The 17,046-nt window shown below is 36.8% G+C and carries 19 protein-coding genes and 1 pseudogene; 14 read left to right on the forward strand and 6 right to left on the reverse strand.

The features are described from left to right. Nucleotides 1-2 precede the first annotated feature (2 nt). The 9 genes and pseudogenes from Q8G36_RS20100 to Q8G36_RS20140 all read left to right on the forward strand — a co-directional run bounded on the left by Q8G36_RS20100 (nt 3) and on the right by Q8G36_RS20140 (nt 6,751). Nucleotides 3-371, forward strand: a complete 369-nt coding sequence (locus Q8G36_RS20100; protein ID WP_305161594.1) for a n-acetylglutamate synthase — start codon at nt 3-5, stop codon at nt 369-371. Nucleotides 372-376: 5 nt separating this feature from the next. Further along, the gene (locus Q8G36_RS20105; protein WP_305161634.1) at nt 377-949 is read left to right on the forward strand and encodes a histidine phosphatase family protein; all 573 of its coding nucleotides are present in this window, start codon (nt 377-379) and stop codon (nt 947-949) included. Between the two features lie 71 nt (nt 950-1,020). Continuing rightward, entirely contained in the window at nt 1,021-1,698 is a 678-nt protein-coding gene (locus tag Q8G36_RS20110) for an NAD(P)H-binding protein (RefSeq protein WP_305161595.1), read from the forward strand. Nucleotides 1,699-1,967: 269 nt separating this feature from the next. Further along, nucleotides 1,968-2,567: pseudogene (locus tag Q8G36_RS20115) on the forward strand (transposase); the annotation flags it as partial. Between the two features lie 174 nt (nt 2,568-2,741). Then, a complete protein-coding gene (locus Q8G36_RS20120) occupies nt 2,742-3,158 on the forward strand; it encodes a BlaI/MecI/CopY family transcriptional regulator (RefSeq protein ID WP_063233685.1) in 417 nt (138 codons plus the stop codon). 68 nt (nt 3,159-3,226) lie between these two features. Next, nucleotides 3,227-4,009, forward strand: coding sequence for a M56 family metallopeptidase (locus Q8G36_RS20125; protein WP_305161635.1), 783 nt, complete (start codon nt 3,227-3,229; stop codon nt 4,007-4,009). Nucleotides 4,010-4,082: 73 nt separating this feature from the next. After that, nucleotides 4,083-4,511 (forward strand): DoxX family protein, encoded by a 429-nt coding sequence (locus Q8G36_RS20130; protein WP_305161596.1) that lies wholly within the window; start codon nt 4,083-4,085, stop codon nt 4,509-4,511. A 436-nt stretch (nt 4,512-4,947) separates the two neighbouring features. Continuing rightward, on the forward strand, nt 4,948-5,373 hold the full coding sequence (locus Q8G36_RS20135) for a VOC family protein (RefSeq protein WP_305161597.1): 426 nt from the start codon (nt 4,948-4,950) through the stop codon (nt 5,371-5,373). 598 nt (nt 5,374-5,971) lie between these two features. After that, on the forward strand, nt 5,972-6,751 hold the full coding sequence (locus tag Q8G36_RS20140; protein WP_305161598.1) for a hypothetical protein: 780 nt from the start codon (nt 5,972-5,974) through the stop codon (nt 6,749-6,751). A gap of 288 nt (nt 6,752-7,039) precedes the next feature. Here Q8G36_RS20140 and Q8G36_RS20145 read toward each other — a convergent pair whose 3' ends face one another. After that, entirely contained in the window at nt 7,040-7,675 is a 636-nt protein-coding gene (locus Q8G36_RS20145) for a 2OG-Fe(II) oxygenase (RefSeq protein ID WP_370694094.1), read from the reverse strand. Nucleotides 7,676-8,161: 486 nt separating this feature from the next. Between Q8G36_RS20145 and Q8G36_RS20150 the strand changes: the two genes are divergently transcribed. After that, nucleotides 8,162-8,731 (forward strand): hypothetical protein, encoded by a 570-nt coding sequence (locus Q8G36_RS20150; protein ID WP_305161600.1) that lies wholly within the window; start codon nt 8,162-8,164, stop codon nt 8,729-8,731. A 63-nt stretch (nt 8,732-8,794) separates the two neighbouring features. Here Q8G36_RS20150 and Q8G36_RS20155 read toward each other — a convergent pair whose 3' ends face one another. Together Q8G36_RS20155 and Q8G36_RS20160 are read right to left on the reverse strand one after the other, a co-directional pair. Beyond that, a complete protein-coding gene (locus Q8G36_RS20155) occupies nt 8,795-9,583 on the reverse strand; it encodes a HipA family kinase (protein ID WP_305161601.1) in 789 nt (262 codons plus the stop codon). A 35-nt stretch (nt 9,584-9,618) separates the two neighbouring features. Continuing rightward, nucleotides 9,619-9,858 carry a hypothetical protein gene (locus Q8G36_RS20160; protein ID WP_305161602.1) on the reverse strand — a complete coding sequence of 80 codons (240 nt, stop codon included), beginning with the start codon at nt 9,856-9,858 and terminating at the stop codon, nt 9,619-9,621. Between the two features lie 94 nt (nt 9,859-9,952). On the opposite strand from Q8G36_RS20160, the gene Q8G36_RS20165 reads away from it, so the two are divergent. Beyond that, nucleotides 9,953-10,117, forward strand: coding sequence for a hypothetical protein (locus Q8G36_RS20165; protein ID WP_305161603.1), 165 nt, complete (start codon nt 9,953-9,955; stop codon nt 10,115-10,117). A 320-nt stretch (nt 10,118-10,437) separates the two neighbouring features. Here Q8G36_RS20165 and Q8G36_RS20170 read toward each other — a convergent pair whose 3' ends face one another. Together Q8G36_RS20170 and Q8G36_RS20175 are read right to left on the reverse strand one after the other, a co-directional pair. Further along, on the reverse strand, nt 10,438-11,538 hold the full coding sequence (locus Q8G36_RS20170) for a glycosyltransferase (RefSeq protein WP_305161604.1): 1,101 nt from the start codon (nt 11,536-11,538) through the stop codon (nt 10,438-10,440). Next, nucleotides 11,535-11,999: an NUDIX hydrolase gene (locus Q8G36_RS20175; protein WP_305161605.1), complete on the reverse strand. Its 465-nt coding sequence runs from the start codon at nt 11,997-11,999 to the stop codon at nt 11,535-11,537. Before Q8G36_RS20175 ends, Q8G36_RS20170 begins: the two co-directional genes overlap by 4 nt. Before the next feature lie 341 nt (nt 12,000-12,340). Here Q8G36_RS20175 and Q8G36_RS20180 point away from each other — a divergent pair, with 341 nt between their 5' ends. Next, a complete protein-coding gene (locus Q8G36_RS20180; protein ID WP_305161606.1) occupies nt 12,341-12,937 on the forward strand; it encodes a serine/threonine protein kinase in 597 nt (198 codons plus the stop codon). Nucleotides 12,938-13,305: 368 nt separating this feature from the next. Here the strand turns inward: Q8G36_RS20180 and Q8G36_RS20185 are convergent, their stop codons facing one another. After that, nucleotides 13,306-13,479, reverse strand: a complete 174-nt coding sequence (locus Q8G36_RS20185; protein ID WP_305161607.1) for a tyrosine-type recombinase/integrase — start codon at nt 13,477-13,479, stop codon at nt 13,306-13,308. A 1,194-nt stretch (nt 13,480-14,673) separates the two neighbouring features. Here Q8G36_RS20185 and galU point away from each other — a divergent pair. Beyond that, nucleotides 14,674-15,579, forward strand: a complete 906-nt coding sequence (gene galU / locus Q8G36_RS20190; protein WP_305161608.1) for a UTP--glucose-1-phosphate uridylyltransferase GalU — start codon at nt 14,674-14,676, stop codon at nt 15,577-15,579. Between the two features lies 1 nt (nt 15,580). Further along, nucleotides 15,581-16,900, forward strand: coding sequence for a UDP-glucose dehydrogenase family protein (locus Q8G36_RS20195; RefSeq protein ID WP_305161609.1), 1,320 nt, complete (start codon nt 15,581-15,583; stop codon nt 16,898-16,900). The last annotated feature ends 146 nt before the right edge of the window (nt 16,901-17,046 follow it).

Raw genomic sequence — 17,046 nt, forward strand, 5'->3', positions numbered from 1 at the left:
TGATGTTTAATTATGATGGTCGGGTATTCAAAGCTAAAGTCAATTCTGAAAATGGAGAAGTATCAGGAAATACTTCCTTCCACTATTCACAAGAAGGCTCAATTCTTTCAGCAAGTTATCATGGTGGAGAGATTGTTAAAGGGACTTTAATAGGGCTTGTCAATATGGATGGGTCTCTGGAATTCAGGTATAATCATATCAATGAAAAAGGTGAAATTAGAGGAGGCAGCTGTCTTTCCACCCCTGAAATGTTGCCAGATGGAAGGATACGCTTACATGAAAAATGGAAATGGTCAGACCTTGAACAGAGTGAAGGGCATTCCATCATTGAAGAAGTGAAAAAAAATAACAATCTACATAGAAGGGTTTGAGGACAATTACTACTATCTGTTTAGTGCGGCATGGTCAAACAGATTGGAATGCATTAGGGAAACTGCAGGGGCAGACAGATATTCCTTTAAATGAACTAGGAAAGATACAGGCACGGCAATGTGGTGAATTTTTGTCAAAAGAGACTTCTTGGGATGTGATTGTATCGAGCCCTCTAAAAAGGGCAAGGGAAACGGCAGATATCATTTCGCAATATATTGAAGTCCCGGTTATTGAAAAAATGGAATTCATTGAAAAGAATTTTGGCGTCGCTGAAGGAATGACAGCAGCTGAAAGGGAGTCAGCATTCGTGGATAAAGAATATCCTGGACAGGAAAATCAGGAATCTTTACGAAACAGGCTGATGAATGGGCTCCAGGAAATTCAGAAGGAGTATCCCGAGAAGAAAGTTATACTTGTTGCTCATGGAGCCGTCATTCATTTCATTTTACGCTTGATGTCAAACGAATCAATCGTATCCAACGACATGCGCTTATTCAATGCATGTTTGAGTACGATTAGATTTGAAGTTGATTCTTGGGTAATTGATGATTTCAATCAAGTGAATCATTTATCTTAGTCCTATTAAGCTTGGTTAAAGTTAAAAAATATGGTGGATATTGAGGAGCTAATTATAGAAAGAAGGAAATCATGACTAATAAGACGGCGTTGATTTTAGGAGCTACAGGTGTGGTCGGCACCCAGTTGGTTAAAGTGCTAAGCAACAGCAAAATTTATAGAGAAATCCATTTGCTGACAAGAAGGGAAATGAAATTCACGGAACCCAAGTGCACAGTACATGTTGTGGATTTCGAAAGTTTATCTATGTATGCCGATTTGTTCAACGTCTCAGATGTTTTCATTTGTTTAGGTACAACGATCAAAAAGGCTAAAACGAAGGAAGCTTTTCGTAAAGTTGATTATGACTATGTAATCGAAGCCGCTAAAATGGCGAAGACATCCAATGTTGAAAAATTACTCGTCATAACGGCCATGGGAGCCAATTCCCAATCAAAGTTATTCTACAGTCGTGTTAAGGGCGATGTGGAAGGAACACTGCAACACCTGGAATTGAATACTGTACATATATTCCGCCCTTCCTTGCTTCTTGGAGAACGCAAGGAATTCAGGGCAGGTGAAAAGATTTCAGGGCTGCTGAGTACTTTTGCTAAATTTGTTTTTGTGGGCCCTTTACGCCCATATCGTGCAATAGAAGCAAAAAAAGTAGCTGCTGCAATGTACGCTGCGGCCCAAACGACGGCAAAAGGATATCATTATTATAATTCTGATGAAATAGAGAAACTTGCACAAAGAGTTACTATTAATTAGTGAACCGAGCCTCCAACAGGCTCGGTTCAGACTGTAGACAAACTCGATGAAAATCCGAGTTTGTCTATTTTTATGGCTTTTACAATTTGGACGTTGATTTCCACTCCAGGCACTCGCTTTCCGCGGGCGGTCGGGGAGCCTCCTCGGCTTTCGCCTGCGGGGTCTCCCCTAGACGCGCTTTTCCCGCAGGAGTCTCGTACCTTCCGTTCCAATCAACTTTGTCTTACCTTTTAGATAGAACACTTTTTCCTGGAGTCATTTTTGTTTTAGACCTGTTTGAACAGATTTTCTATCGCATTTTAATGACAGCTGCTAATAAAAAGTTAATAAGTGCTGAACACGTTTTCGTGGATTCCACACATGTGAAAGCCAGTGCGAATAAACGGAAATTTGAAAAGAAAATCGTTCGTAAAGAAACACGAGCGTATCAAGGACGTCTTCAAGAAGAAATCAATCAAGATCGTGAAAACCATGGAAAAAAGCCTTTTCCACCAGATAAATTTGATAAAGAAGAGACCAAAGAGATTAAAGAAAGTACAACGGATTCTGAGAGTGGCTACTATGTGAAAGATGAACGAACAAAACAGTTTGCCTATTCATTCCACGCGGCCGCAGACCGCAACGGTTTTGTATGGGGAACGATTGTAACACCTGGAAATACACATGACAGTCAGATCTTAGAGCCACTAGTTGAACAAGTGATTGAGAAAGTTGGAAAACCGGAAGCCGTTGCCGCAGATGCAGCTTATAAAACACCAGCGATTACAAGCTACCTATTTAACAAAGAAATCATACCGGCTTTACCTTATACACGTCCTCGCACCAAAGAAGGATTTTTCCGCAAACAGGACTATGTATACGATGAACATTTGATACTGAACATAGGTAGTGGAGTTTGATAGAGGTTTAGAACCAGAAGAACTTGGTAAAACAAGGCCAATAGGGCCTTGAAAAGCAATTAAAGTCAATCTAGATATTAATCTTCCGGAAACTTGATTGTAACAAGGATTTCCACTACAATTTGTAGTGGGAGGTGGTAAAGGGTGAATATTAAAAATTTTAAATATGATGAAGTTGGACTGAATCGCTTCTTTGGTCCATTGGAAGCTAATATCATGGAATATTTATGGGATAAAGATGAACAGAGCATTAAATCGGTTCAGCAGTCATTGGAACTTGACAAACCTATCAATTTCAACACAGTGATGACCGTCATGAATCGTTTAGTAGAAAAAGGCATTCTTGAAAAGAGGTCTGAAGGAAGGCTTTCATTATTTCGCCCGGTTCAGTCCAAAGCGGAGTTTTTAGAAGAGCAGTCAAAGAAACTGACTGAGAATTTGCTAGATGAATTTGGTGGGGCGGTCATAAGCCATATGCTGGATGCCATGAAAGACGCTGACCAAGGTTTAATTGAAAAATTGGAACAAAAAATTCAATCGTTAAAAAAGGATAAATTATGATGTGGAAGAGAAAGTCTTATTTTGTGATAAGCATGAGTCTTTTAATTGCCTGTGTTGTATGGTGCCAAATGGGAGCCTTTTTGGTACACATCTTTTTTGATGTGAATATTAAAGCCAATTTTTTTAAATTTTGTTTTAGTTTATTCAAGGAAGATTCAGTATACTACTTTGCGGTCGTCACCCTGCTCAGTATAATAATATCCTATAGTATATTGAGCACCTTATTCAAATTTGCAGAGCAATATTTCTTATCCAGAAGGTTTAAACAAAAGCTTTTTCTGTCCAAAAACATTGATATGACAAGGTCTATAAATGAAACATTCAATCGGGTCAACAATGATATCTTAGTTGTGAACGCTGAACAGCCTCTTGCGTTTACGCTTGGTTTCAGGCGGCCTTTCATTGTGTTCAGTACTGGTTTAATTCGATTATTGGACTTTGATGAGCTAGAAGCGGTAGTGGAGCATGAAGCCTTTCACCAAAAAAAATATGATCCACTGGTAATTTTTATTTTACAGTTGATCTCGGATGCGTTATGGTTTGTCCCACTGACAAAATGGTGTCATAAAAATTACAAAATAATAAGTGAATTATCAGCCGACGAAAATGCGATTAATAAAATGGGGACTGAATTAGGCATAAGTGCCGCTTTGTTGAAGTTAATTAAACATGGTTGCACGGATAAAACATCTCCTGTCCTTGTCCATTTCTCCAATGAATCAGTTAACTATAGACTACAGCAATTAATTGACCCCCATAAAACAATTCCTTTGAGGGCTGAAACTACCACGATTTTTGTTTCTATTTATGTTTTGATTATACTTTTGGGAATGACTATAGTGATTGTCTGATGACTTTCACTTGATTTTTTTACCACCTTACACTACACTTTGTAGTGTGAAATAAAACAAAAGGAGATGTGTCATGAATAAACAAGAGATCGGTACCTTTTTATTAAGAGTTATGTTGGGAATTTCATTTTTCTTGCATGGTTTGTCAAAATTCAAAGGTGGATTGGATAACACCTCAGGATGGTTTCAAAGTATAGGCATTCCAGGATTTATGGCCTATGTAGTCGGTATTATTGAATTGGTTGGAGGAATTGCTTTAATTATAGGTCTTGGAACAAGAATAATTTCTGCCCTCCTTGTATTCATCATGGCTGGTGCTATTGTTTATGTGAAATTCCCAGCAGGTTTTATGGGGAATGGAGAAGGTACAGGGTACGAACTGGATCTCGTTCTTATGATTATTGCACTTCACCTAGTATTGAATGGAAGCCGGTTCCTATCTATAGACTCTAAGTTACCAAACCTTAAAAAAGGACAAGATTCAGAAATGATAGCAAGTTAATTAGAATAAACGATATCACAAAAAATTAAACACTTTTTAAACAGTCTTGAGGCATGAAACCGGCAATCTACGGGGTCATGCCCTTTTCATTTCACCTTGTTCTTGTGAAATGCTTCATGATTTGAAAAACCGATAATAAATCAAATCAGATTTTGGTAATCAAAAGAAGTTTTCCATGACTGCATAATCGTGACATACTTTGCGAAATGACACTACTGCAAGACTGGACCAACCATCTTGGAATTTTCCATTCAATCGTTAACAAAAAAAAGTGATAGTTTTCAGTGAATTTTCATTGACGAACACATGTTCCTTGTTATAAAATTTAATCATGGGTAATAATGGTATTGTGGTTATTGCCACTGACCAGTTCAAAAGGAAGCTTGGAAATCTCTCAAGCTTTGTAAAAAATTAAAGCAAAAGGAGCTATTTAATTATGACCATGCGATTATCTCCATATTTAATGATGAACGGAAATGCGAAGGAAGCGATCCAATTTTACGAAAAAGCATTGGATGCAAAAGTCCTTTTTAATCAAACTTTTGGAGAAATGCCAGAAAACCCGGAATTTCCTCTGCCAGAAGAAGCAAGGGATCTTGTAGCACACGCAATGTTAAAGGTTGGGGAAACGGACCTCATGTTTTCCGATACGTTTCCAGGTCAAACCAGTCAAGCTGGAGATCAAGTCACGATCTGTATTTCAATTAACGATATTGAAAAATCAAAACGAATCTTTGAAACTTTGTCGCAAGGTGGAGAAGTGAAAATGCCGCTGCAGGAAGCTTTTTTCAGCCCTGCTTATGGGATTGTATCAGACAAATTCGGTGTAACTTTTCAAATTTATACAGAGGGTCAACAATAATTTTCTCTAGTTAAAATATTAGCAGCTGTTTTGGTGACTATTAGTTGCAACTGCAATTTGATGAATAAATAAATCCCAATTTCTCTTTTATATCACTGAGAGATTGGGATTTTTAATATAGGAATTTCACTAACGTTGTAAATCCACGTTTTGCTTGAGGTACTCCTTATGGAATTATAGGAATGATCCTTATCTCTATTCATATGCAGCCAAACATCGTCCCTTACGGTAGCATAGCATGTAAGATAAAATAATGCAGAGTTCATTCTCACTGTCCTTAGATTCTGGATTCAATCTGAATGTATATATATATTCCTCTTAATAACCGAACTCCACCATTGATATCATGCTTTTCTGTAGTTACCGATAATTTTTTTCTGGTTCCCCACTTTTAACTTTGATACCTTATCGTTATCTCTTTGTGATATTCGTCATATATTCTTCATCTATTTGTTCTTTGTTTAGAAAATGGCTATGCTATTATTTAAAACATTGACATACAAATTAGGCGCATTCTTTGTAAAATATATTCCTTTTAATAGGCTTATAGCATTCTAAGTAATATTACATTGCGCAATAAGGAGAAAGGGGGAACAATGTGAACACAGATCAAGCTTTCGACCTGTTAAAGGATGCAGGAGTAACAGAAAGCAGTAGTATACAAACTGTTAGACGCTGGCTTCGTGAAGGTAAGGTTAAATATGAGGGAGGAAACGGGAATAGAAAAACTGGATACATAATGGATGACACAGATCAAGCATTCGACCTGTTAAAGGATGCAGGAGTAACAGAAAGTAATCGTGTACAAACTGTTAGGCGCTGGCTTCGCGAAGGTAAGATTAAATACGCGGGAAACGGACAGAGGAACACTGGATACATAAGTGATGACACAGCTTCGAAGCTGGCTATAAATGATATTATAAATCAAAATAAGGACGAAATCATACACCGATTAAAATTAAAAATACAAGCTCAAGATAAGCATTTAGAAGGTATTGAAGAACTTCATGAGACTGCAAAAAGAATATTGATTCAGCAAAGGGATATGTTCAAAAAGGAAGTTGCCATTCTAAAGAATGAGAAAAGTGAATTACAAAATGAAACAAAGGATTTATTAAAAGAAAATATTGAATTACGTAATGAATTGATAAAATTAAAAGAAAACATCAGAAACAATTACCATATTGACTCCACTACTCAATCAAATGATTATAGTGAAAAATTAGGGCTTTCTAAAATGGCGAGCAATAAAGAAGTATTAGCGGAATATAAAGGGTTATTAAAAATAACTCATCCAGACCATAATGGCAACGCGAAGGTATTTCATTACATTAAGACTGATTACGATAATTTTAGAAAGAGTAACAAAGGTAAATGAATAGTGTCTAAATACATGGATAGTATTTTCAAATCAAACTTAACGATAAAAGCGTATTTTGAAATCTTTGATACTCGAATCGATTGTTAGGATCAAGAGCTCGGAAATTTTGGAGTTCAAAGGGCCGAACCAGTATTAATTTAGACTATTGATCATTCTTTTTTTGATTTCATCGTTTGGCCATTTTAAATAAACAGATTCCAAAAGAACGAATAGGTGCCTTTGTTCTTTTGGCACCTAAAATTGAGTCCTTTATAGACTATCATTTACACATTATCAAGCTGCAGACTATTTTTGTCTCCTCATCCATTGTGTTGCAACCCATTTTTCCCCAGTGATAACGGGCGCTCCACCGTGTAAAGTTAGTTCGTTTAGGTTTTTATCGTTATAGAAATATTCGAAATACACAGCCATTCCCTTTCGCGGGGACACAGAAAAATTCAGTTTAGGAAAAAAAGTTTCCCCTCCATCCTCCACATCATTTAAGTACATGATGATGGTGCTGATTCTATTATTTTTTGCTGCTATACTTGAAGATGTAAAAAAATCAAAATGAGCTTTATACTCTTGACCAGGAGTATATTTAAGAATTTGAATACCATCTCCATGTTCAATGGGGATATTCATGATTGTTGATATCCTTTTTTCAATTTTGGTAATGATGTCATATTCATTTTCTTCAAAAAACATACTGCTGCTTGTTCTTATCTCATTTACTTCGTGGGTAACTCCAGTTTTGGAACGATGCATTTTGTCTTTTGACAATTCAATAAGACCGTCACATTCTTCGTCACTCAAAACATTTCCTAAAACTACGATTAGAGGTTCTTCTAATTTAGTAATTACATTAATTTCTCTGTCTTCCGTTTTGATTTTATTTCCAATATGATTAAAAATAGTTTGTTCTTTACGTTTTTTATCCACTGTCAACTTTCATCGACTCCCAAAAGAATGAATTTTCCGAACAGTTAGTTTATCTTATTTCTGTAAGCGTTTTTCTATGTTAATTATACCATGAACGTTGTTATATAACTGTTCTTATTTCTGCTAACAGTGCTGAGCATTATGAGGTCGACCAGTAAAAATTACTGGTCGACCTGGCACTTGACTATAGCAAACTCTAATCTTTTACATAAAATATAGTAAGCTATCAATATGCACATTTTTGTGCAAGTTTTATCATTCTACTTCTATAGATGGGCTTTTTCAAAAAAATGTTGTTATATCAGCTATTCTTTCAACACTATAATCATTAATGGAAGACGTTTCCTTTCATAATGAGCACAATCATAAGGGGACGCAGGTTTATCACCCGTTATCACCACTACGGAGCTGTTGAAGAAACTTAAAGAAAAAGAAAAAAGGATAAAAAGTAAGAGTATGATAGGAAATGTGAAGGAGTGATCGAAAGTGGAGGACTTTAAATCTATCTGTGTTATTGAAGGGATTAAAAAAGTAGATGTAATAAAAAATCCAACGTCGTTTCCACTGATTGGTAAGGGGGCGCAAGGGGCCGTTTTTAAAATTTCTTCAGACAAGTGTGTGAAAATTTGTGCAAAACCAGAATATGCCGTTAAAGAGGGGAATGTATTGAAAATTGCACAGGAGTCTCCCACTATTCCACGGCTTTATGAGGTGGGGCAAAACTATATTATTATGGAATATCTTGAGGGGCCAACTTTATTCCAATATTTGGAATCTGGAGGGGTTCTATCCGAAAAATTGATGAGGCAAATTCTTTTTGTGCTAAAAGAAATGAAGCGTTTAAAATTTACCAGATTGGATGCTGATTTGCGCCACATTATTGTAACTAAGGAAGAGGAATTAAAAGTAATAGATCATTATAGCTCCTATACAAGGATTCGAAACAGGCCAGAGTTGATATTCAAAGGTTTTAAAAAGTTGGGTCTATTACCATTGTTCTTGGAAAAGTTAAAAGAAATGGATCCCGAATCCTATATGGAATGGAAGGATTTATAGATAAAAAAAGTAACCCCTTTATAGCTAATAAGGAGTTACTTTTTTCTGTGGAAAAAACCAGTGTCATTTTGGATTACTATGATGCTGGATGATACGATCAACGATATCTGGCAATTTATTTTTCTGTTCTAAAAGAAACTTGTAGAGAGCATCTCTATCCTTCGAACTCACATTCCACTCTTTAGGGATGGATTCGATCACTTGATGGATCGAATTGTTCGGCAAGTTCACTATTTTTTCTATAAACGATGTAAGCTCTTTGTGATCATCAAGAAGAGAGAAGGCCCATTTATAAAAAGGCCAATGGTAGTTATATACCGGTGTTTCACTTAGCGTTTGAGCAGACCATTGGTAACGTCCCGGAAAAACTCTGCCATGATCAATCATATGGACATAATAGCCGCCATCACTGAGATTTTCCAAAATGACATTCATCGTACCTCGGTCAGAGTTATTCACCCATTGGTCGAATACCGTTATACCGGCAAGCATATCTCGGTTTTTAACATCCGTCTTAGTGGGAGGATTTTCTCTAACATTCTCGAAAACTGTACTGTTTTTAATATAAACACAGCCATATTGGTATCCAGAACTATAGTTGTGTTTAGTGGATTGTAATTCAGGAGTTTTCTTGATGAATTCATCCGGTATATATACAAGATCAAATGGGATAACGGGAAGTGAAAGGAGCTCAGCCAATTTGCCGATCAGGTATTCATTGACCACTTCTTTTTCTCTTCCTTTCTTAGTATCGAACCACTTCACGACATATTCTTTACCATCGCTGAAAAGAATGACATGTGCGGTTCCGCCCCTTAATGTTTGTACATATCGAACTGGATATTTTGTCATATCACTTTGTCTCCTTTAAAAATATTTGTCTAGCTCTATTTCTTTTTTACCTTATCTTTTTTATTAACCATATTGCTCTTGTATTGATCGATGAAATTGGTTATAAGATTCGGTAAATGACTTTTCTGTTCTACAAGAAATTTGTACAGCGCTTTACTTTCCTCCTTCGAGACTCCCCACTCTACAGGGATGGATTGGGTAACTTCTAAGTTAAATTTGTTTGAAAGGGATACAATTTTTTCTACAAATGATATAAAATCTTCTTCATTTAACATAGAGAAGGCCCATCGGTAAGTTTCTTGGTAAGGGATTAAGTTTCTGAGAAAGCGTTTTTGCAGATTACTGATATCCACCCGGAAAACATGTTCCATGATCAATCAAATTGACAAAATAGCCGCCTTCACTAAGCTGGAACAGAAGGAAAATGCTTATGGTCCAATCGATGTTATTTACCCAAAGATCGACCATTGCGGCAAGCATATCGTGATTTTTCACTTACGTCTTGGATGGAAAAGCTTTAAATACTTCATCTAGTGCAATACTGTTTTCGATAAATAAACACGCATATTGGCATCCTGAACTAAATTTGTATTTTTTGAAATGTAAATTAGGAGTATTTTTTATGATTTCGTCTGGAGAATATACTAGTCCGAAGGGGACAAAAGAAAGGGAAGTAACATTGCTAATTTACCGACCACATACTCATTTACTACTTACTTGGCTCTTTTATATTCAGTACCATTCATTTCACCACATACTTTTTACCGTCGCTAAAAAGAATGACATGTACCGTTCCACCAATTAAAGTTTGTATGAGCTCAACTGGATATTTGGACTGACCCATGGTTTCCATGTCAATTAACTTCGTCATTTTTTTCTATTAAGCTGTATAACCTTTGTTGTTCGATGATTTGTTTATTCAAATCAAAATTTTCATCAATAACCTGTCTTGCACTTCTGGTATATCTCTTCCATACTCTTGGATGACTCAGGAAATATTTTATACCTTGGGCCAATTTTAAATCATCTTTCTCAGGAACTAGGTATCCTGTTTTTTTATGCTCAATCAATTCCGGAATCCCTCCATGAAAGGTGGAGATGACTGGTAAACCGCTTGCCATGGCTTCTTTTAATGCATTTGGGATCCCTTCTACATCGCCATCTTCTCCCGTTTCACTGGCAAGGCAAAAGAGATGGGAATCTCTTAATTCCTTAGAAATTTGGTTAGAATCCATTGGCCCCCTAAGAAAAACATGTTCGTTTAATTGGTTTTCATCAATGAAAACTCTTATCTTCTCCTCATCTTCACCTGTCCCAATGATGTGCAGTGTCGTTCTTGGGTATTCCTGATGAATCCGTTGAAAAGCCTTCAAAAGCGTAAGGAATCCTTTTTTCTCGACAAGTCTGGCTACGGACAAGATTCGGATTTCACCTTCCTTAGGTAGGGAACGTTGGACATATGGGTATAAATCTAAATTTAGACCGCCATATAATACATGTATCTTATCTTCCTTAAACCCTAATTTTTTTAATTCCTCTGCAAGAAAATGGCAAACTGCAAAACAACCAGCACCATGTTTTACTAAATTTTGATATCGGAGGACGTTTTTACGAAATCTCTTATATGTTTGAGTGGATGAATCACGTCCTCGAAAATGCACAATCAAAGGAATATCATACTCTATAGCTGTTGGTAAAATATCGATGGAATGTTTCCCTTGATGAGCGTGAATCGCTACGACATTTTGCTCCTTAAAGAAGGCTTCAAGGTCTTGAATTTCACTTAAATTAAAATAATGCTCAAACTGATATTGAACATTATCGCTATTTGGGTAAGGTCCTATTACAATAGGCCGATATTGATCCAACATAATGATCTGATTGTACATAAATCCTTGATTTATTTTAATAGGTTCTCTAATGTAAAAAGCGATTGCCTTCACTATTTCATTCACTTCCTTCTCTCTAAAATCAAATCTTCGATAAAACTTTGAAATATTTGTCGATCTCGTTCCGTTAAATCTTTCGGAAAGGCGGACCATTTAAAAAATTGAACCTTTTGTATTTCTATATCATCAGGTTTTAAATCTCCGCTGAGTATGTCTTCGGTCACGTAAGCAATGTTGACTGGAAAGTATTCATCACCATTAGGCAGCTTCGTAAAATATTCCTTACCTGAAAAAACGCCGATTAATTGAAGGTTACCAATGTTAATTCCTGTTTCCTCCAAAATTTCACGTCTGCATGCCTCTTCCGCAGATTCTCCTAATTCGATAAAGCCGCCTGGCAATTTCCACATTTTATCGGATTGTACCATCAGAAAACGGCTGTTCTGATCGATAACCAAAACGGTGACCCCAGTAAGTATCAAAGCTCTAGTCCCAACGAGAGCACGTAAATCTTCAATGTATCCCATCTCAAGTCTCCTTTCTGATCATTTCCTTTCTGGTTATTCCACTTTTATAGTAAATGCAAAATGGAAAAGATTCGAAACGGACAAGTACATATTTTTGTATGTTTTTTGTAAAGTTCTTAATTGTATGTGTATGTGCATAAGACATTGAAGAAATGCTGGGAAAAGCTTTCCTTCCGTGAATTATCACCAATTACTAATAGGTTCCGTCTCGTTCTTAAGAACCCAGTAAAAGAGGGTATGACTTAATTTTGTAAAAAGTGTTATTAACCTAAAGCAACAAATCGATGATTTCATATTATAGTTTATGGTTATTAAAAAGAAGAAAAGAGGTGAAAGATTAGATGGATGATTTTAAATCAATAAAGGTTGAGAGAATAGAAAAGAACGGTAAAAAAGAACTTATTATTCATAATCCAACCACATTAAAACTGATTGGGGAAGGAAGTCAAGGTGCAGTTTTTCAGCTTGATGAAGATATTTGCGTAAAAATTTATGTCAATCCAAATGCAGCAACTAAAGAGGGGAAAGCACTTGAAGCAGCGAAGGAAACTCATATTGTTCCAAGGTTATATGAAGTCGGACCAAACTATGTAATTATGGAGTATTTAAAAGGTCCCAATCTAAAAGATTATTTGAAAGGAAAGCAAGATATTCCAGAATCGATTACAGAACAAATCATAATGATTCGAAAGGAACTTAAGAGAGTTGGATTTATTAGAATCAAGACCTCAATCGGACATTTTGTTGTAACAAAGGGAAATGTGCTGAAAGCAATCGATCATTCAGATGGCCTCACAATGAATGATCCATATAATCCGAAGATGTTTCGTGATCTAAAGAAATTGGGGTTATTGGATACATTCCTGGAACAAGCAAAGAAAATCGATCCTGAATCATATGAAGACTGGCAGAAAAATATCGATTTCAATGCGATATAGGAAACCTACCTGATAGGATGACAAAATGGGGAAATGACTTCAGCAAAGGCTTTAACCGGTGCAAGTATGGTATACTTCAAAAAAATTTATGATGAATTCCTCACAAAACCAATTATGTTATACAAGCAGGAAAATCTAAAAAAGTCGATTCCTTACGTAAAGGAGTTCGACTTTTTAGATTGGAATCTCTAGACTATAAAATTTGTGAAATGGGCGGTATTATTACTCCCGTTCGTAAAAGTACACGTTCGCGAACGGTGGCGTTTTTTCCTGAAACAGCCATTTTTAACGATCCTAAAAGTACGAAACTTGTTTACATTGTACGAACGTTTTAAAGGCGTCATTTATATTTTTTAAAAATGAAAACGCTAAATATTATTTTTAGTGCATTGTTTTTCTTCTTCGTTAATACCTTTGTAGCGTAGAGTGACAGATGGATGGGAATGATGCAGGATCTGTTGCAGCATGGCAATATCCTTCGTGGCTTTGTAAAACCAATTGCCAAATGTGTTTCGTAAGGTATGATTTCTTACATACTCCACGCCAGCAAACTCTGCGGCCTAATTTAACTGCCGTAGGCTTAAGTAGGAGTAATAGGAGGGGGCCCCCTTCCTAGAGATGGGATTAAGGTAAGGACTCTAGACGTTTTTCGTATAGTCATAGACCTCCTGAAAGCAATTCGCGATATACATGTCGCGAATTTTTTGTGTTTTGCCTTCTTTGACCCGGATAATTTTGTTTTTTTGCATTTGAGTTCCAGGATCTGTTCCGTGGTTAGTCGGTGCAGGTCTCAGACACGGAAGCCGGTTTCACAGTATTCCCCACTCCTGTCCGACAAATGTGCATCCAAATTATTTGAGACTCTTCAAAAGGGTAGAGAAACCAACTTCAAAGATATCGAAGTAGTTGGTGTAGGGCGTGTTCCTGCATAAATCGAAACCTTTGCGTCGATGGTGCCCACGGGAACCAGCCGATGGATGTAAATGGAGCGGAATGATTCATTAGAAATGTATCCAATATGCCAAGTTTTGCACTTCATGTACGGAGAAAGTAGTAGTTTTGCCCTAACCCCTACAAGGTTGATAAGAGTTGTTGCTTTAGGAGCTAGTTAATAAAATGCCTAAACTATATCCATTTCAACATAAATCGTACTCTTAGTTATCACGCCTGATAACAATTTAATTAAAATTGGAGGGGGAAATAAACCTCCTCTTTTTATTGTCTTCTCAAATATTAGATTAAGAATTTAATAGTAAAAATTCCCCCCCCTCAAAATCATGAATACAGTCCATCATATATTTGGATATAAAGGGGAACGGAGAGGTATAAAAATCCCTTAAAAACTAATCACTAAAAACGGGACCTGCGATACCCATTACATTAATAAAAGAAATTGTTGCTCTCATTTCTGACAGCTGGAGTTTTTCAAAGAAAGAAACAAAGGAAATCGTTTAGGCGACTGAAACCGCAAAAAAGCTCACACAGTGGTTTATCTGAACCGTATATCGACCATTACACTAAAACCATCGTAACTCCATTGCATAAGAAGTGTAATGGAGTTTTTTATTTGGCCACTAACCGACAGGTTGCGAGGCCGGCCACAGCCAGATTAGGATTCTTACATGTATAGCCTACCAGTCCCTGTTAAATAAAAATGGACTAATTGGGCTACTAACTAGACCGGAAGTTGTCCTATTGCATATAAAGGATTAATGAATGCAAAAGGGAGGCAGCTTATGAAAATCCGAAAGGCCATTATTCCGGCCGCAGGTCTCGGGACCCGATTTTTGCCTGCAACAAAAGCTCAGGCTAAGGAAATGCTTCCGATTGTTGATAAACCAACGATTCAATATATTGTTGAAGAAGCAGTAGCCTCGGGTATAGAGGAAATTATTATCATAATCGGTAGAGGAAAAAGATCAATAGAGGATCATTTTGATAAATCCTATGAGTTGGAAGATGCACTTTTAAGAAAGAATCAGCTCGATATTTTAGAGGAAGTTCAGAAAATATCTAGTTTGGCAAATATCTATTATGTCCGTCAAAAGGAACCGATGGGGCTAGGACATGCAATTCTCTGTGCTAAAAGCTTCATTGGAAATGAACCCTTTGCTGTTTTGTTAGGGGATGACATCGTAATGTCTAAAACACCCTGTCTGAAACAAATCATCAGTGTTTTTGAGTATTGTAACAGTTCCGTCGTAGCTGTTCAGAATGTACCGGAAAAGGATGTCAGTAAATATGGAATTATTAAGCCAAAAGGGACAATGATTGAGCCTAACCTTTTTCATATCGATTCTTTGGTGGAAAAACCGAAAAGGGAAGACGCTCCTTCCAGATATGCGATAATGGGACGTTATGTTTTTAGACCTGAGATTTTTGAAACACTATCAAAGCTTCCGGTTGAACATGGTAATGAATTACAACTTACTGATGCCATAAATGAGCTAAATAAGCAGCAGGCCGTATTAGCATATAACTTTGAGGGAAACCGATATGATATTGGCGATAAAGTTGGATTCATTAAGGCAACAATAGACTTTGCTTTGCGCAGGGATGATATAAGAGACGAGGTACTTTCCTATTTAAGTGATGTAAATAAGAAAGAAAACCTTCAAATTATAAAGAGAGAGCTTGAATAATATGAAAATAGCTGTTTTGGGTACAGGTTATGTCGGGCTGTCCACTGGTGTTTGTTTGTCAGAAATAGGGCATAGTGTCATTTGTATCGATACAGATGAACAGAAAATTAAAAGTTTACGTCAAGGGATTTCTCCAATATATGAACCGGGTCTGGAGAATTTGCTTGCTCAAAATGCTGCAGCGGGTAGACTGATATTTACAACATCTCATCGAGAAGCGCTAAATGGTGCCGAGATTATCATCATTGCCGTAGGAACACCGCAAATGGAGGATGGGGGAGCAGATTTATCGTATATTGTGCAAGCCGCGAAGGATATTGCTGCGAACCTAGTACAGAGTTCAGTAGTCGTTATAAAAAGTACAGTGCCAGTTGGTACGAATGATTTTATTAAAAAAATTATGGAAGAACTTTGTAACGAAAGGGTCACCTTTGATATGGTTTCAAATCCTGAATTTTTAAGACAAGGGTCAGCCGTTATGGATACAATGCAAGCAGATCGAATCATCATCGGTTCTGAAAATGATGAGGCGTCTAAGAAAGTACAAGAAATGTATCGTCCGTTAAATGTACCATTTATACTAACAAGTATTAGAAGTGCGGAAATGATTAAGTATGCTTCTAATGCCTTTTTGGCGACTAAGATTAGCTTTATCAATGAAGTTGCCAATTTATGCGGAGCAGTAGGTGCAGATGTTAAAGATGTAGCAAAGGGAATGGGAAAAGATAAAAGGATTGGAGAAGCTTTTTTACAGCCCGGTATTGGTTATGGAGGATCTTGTTTTCCAAAGGATGTTAAAGCGTTGCTTCATACTGCCAAGTTAAATGGAGTACATTTTTCCCTGTTAAAAGAAACAGTAGCGATTAATGATTTTCAGCAGGAACTCCTTGTAACGAAAGCAATAAATCGCTTGGGGGATTTAAAAGGGAAAAAGGTTGCAATGCTTGGTCTTGCTTTCAAGCCAGAGACAGACGATATGAGGGAAGCGCCATCAATCAAAATTGCGCGTTCATTAACTAAACTTGGAGCAGAAGTGGTTGCTTATGATCCGGTTGCAATAGATAATGCGAAGAAAATATTAGGGAATACAATTAGATTTGCAAGCTCAGTAAGCGAAGCGACAGTGGATGCGGATGCTGTATTTATTGTTACCGAATGGAATGAATTTAGACATTTAGATCTGGGGACATTGATGAACACAATGAGACAACCGATTGTTTTTGATGGAAGAAATTGTCTTGAAGAAGATCGAATCAGAGCGTGCAAGAAAATTGAATATTATCCAATAGGAAGACCAGCAATTGTTATTGGTATGACATAAAGCGAAAACATTTTATAACACTTCATTAACTCGACATGATTTTTTAAAGACTTAAGTTAACTTAACCATTCAAAGAGGGAGTTGTTATTCTATAGGCGGGCAAACTGGCAATGCAGCACCTTTGATAGTTCTTGGGTGCTTTTTTA

This window comes from Peribacillus frigoritolerans, from assembly GCF_030676415.1.
Taxonomy (GTDB): domain Bacteria; phylum Bacillota; class Bacilli; order Bacillales; family DSM-1321; genus Peribacillus; species Peribacillus frigoritolerans_A.

Excerpts from the sequence above, each read along its gene's own strand:
- galU (WP_305161608.1), top strand. The coding sequence starts at position 14,674 with ATGAAAATCCGAAAGGCCATTATTCCGGCCGCAGGTCTCGGGACCCGA.
- Q8G36_RS20135 (WP_305161597.1), top strand. The coding sequence starts at position 4,948 with ATGACCATGCGATTATCTCCATATTTAATGATGAACGGAAATGCGAAG.
- Q8G36_RS20165 (WP_305161603.1), top strand. The coding sequence starts at position 9,953 with ATGATCAATCAAATTGACAAAATAGCCGCCTTCACTAAGCTGGAACAG.
- Q8G36_RS20160 (WP_305161602.1), bottom strand. The coding sequence starts at position 9,858 with ATGTTAAATGAAGAAGATTTTATATCATTTGTAGAAAAAATTGTATCC.
- Q8G36_RS20100 (WP_305161594.1), top strand. The coding sequence starts at position 3 with ATGTTTAATTATGATGGTCGGGTATTCAAAGCTAAAGTCAATTCTGAA.
- Q8G36_RS20130 (WP_305161596.1), top strand. The coding sequence starts at position 4,083 with ATGAATAAACAAGAGATCGGTACCTTTTTATTAAGAGTTATGTTGGGA.
- Q8G36_RS20180 (WP_305161606.1), top strand. The coding sequence starts at position 12,341 with ATGGATGATTTTAAATCAATAAAGGTTGAGAGAATAGAAAAGAACGGT.
- Q8G36_RS20155 (WP_305161601.1), bottom strand. The coding sequence starts at position 9,583 with ATGACAAAATATCCAGTTCGATATGTACAAACATTAAGGGGCGGAACC.
- Q8G36_RS20175 (WP_305161605.1), bottom strand. The coding sequence starts at position 11,999 with ATGGGATACATTGAAGATTTACGTGCTCTCGTTGGGACTAGAGCTTTG.
- Q8G36_RS20110 (WP_305161595.1), top strand. The coding sequence starts at position 1,021 with ATGACTAATAAGACGGCGTTGATTTTAGGAGCTACAGGTGTGGTCGGC.
- Q8G36_RS20125 (WP_305161635.1), top strand. The coding sequence starts at position 3,227 with ATGGGAGCCTTTTTGGTACACATCTTTTTTGATGTGAATATTAAAGCC.
- Q8G36_RS20195 (WP_305161609.1), top strand. The coding sequence starts at position 15,581 with ATGAAAATAGCTGTTTTGGGTACAGGTTATGTCGGGCTGTCCACTGGT.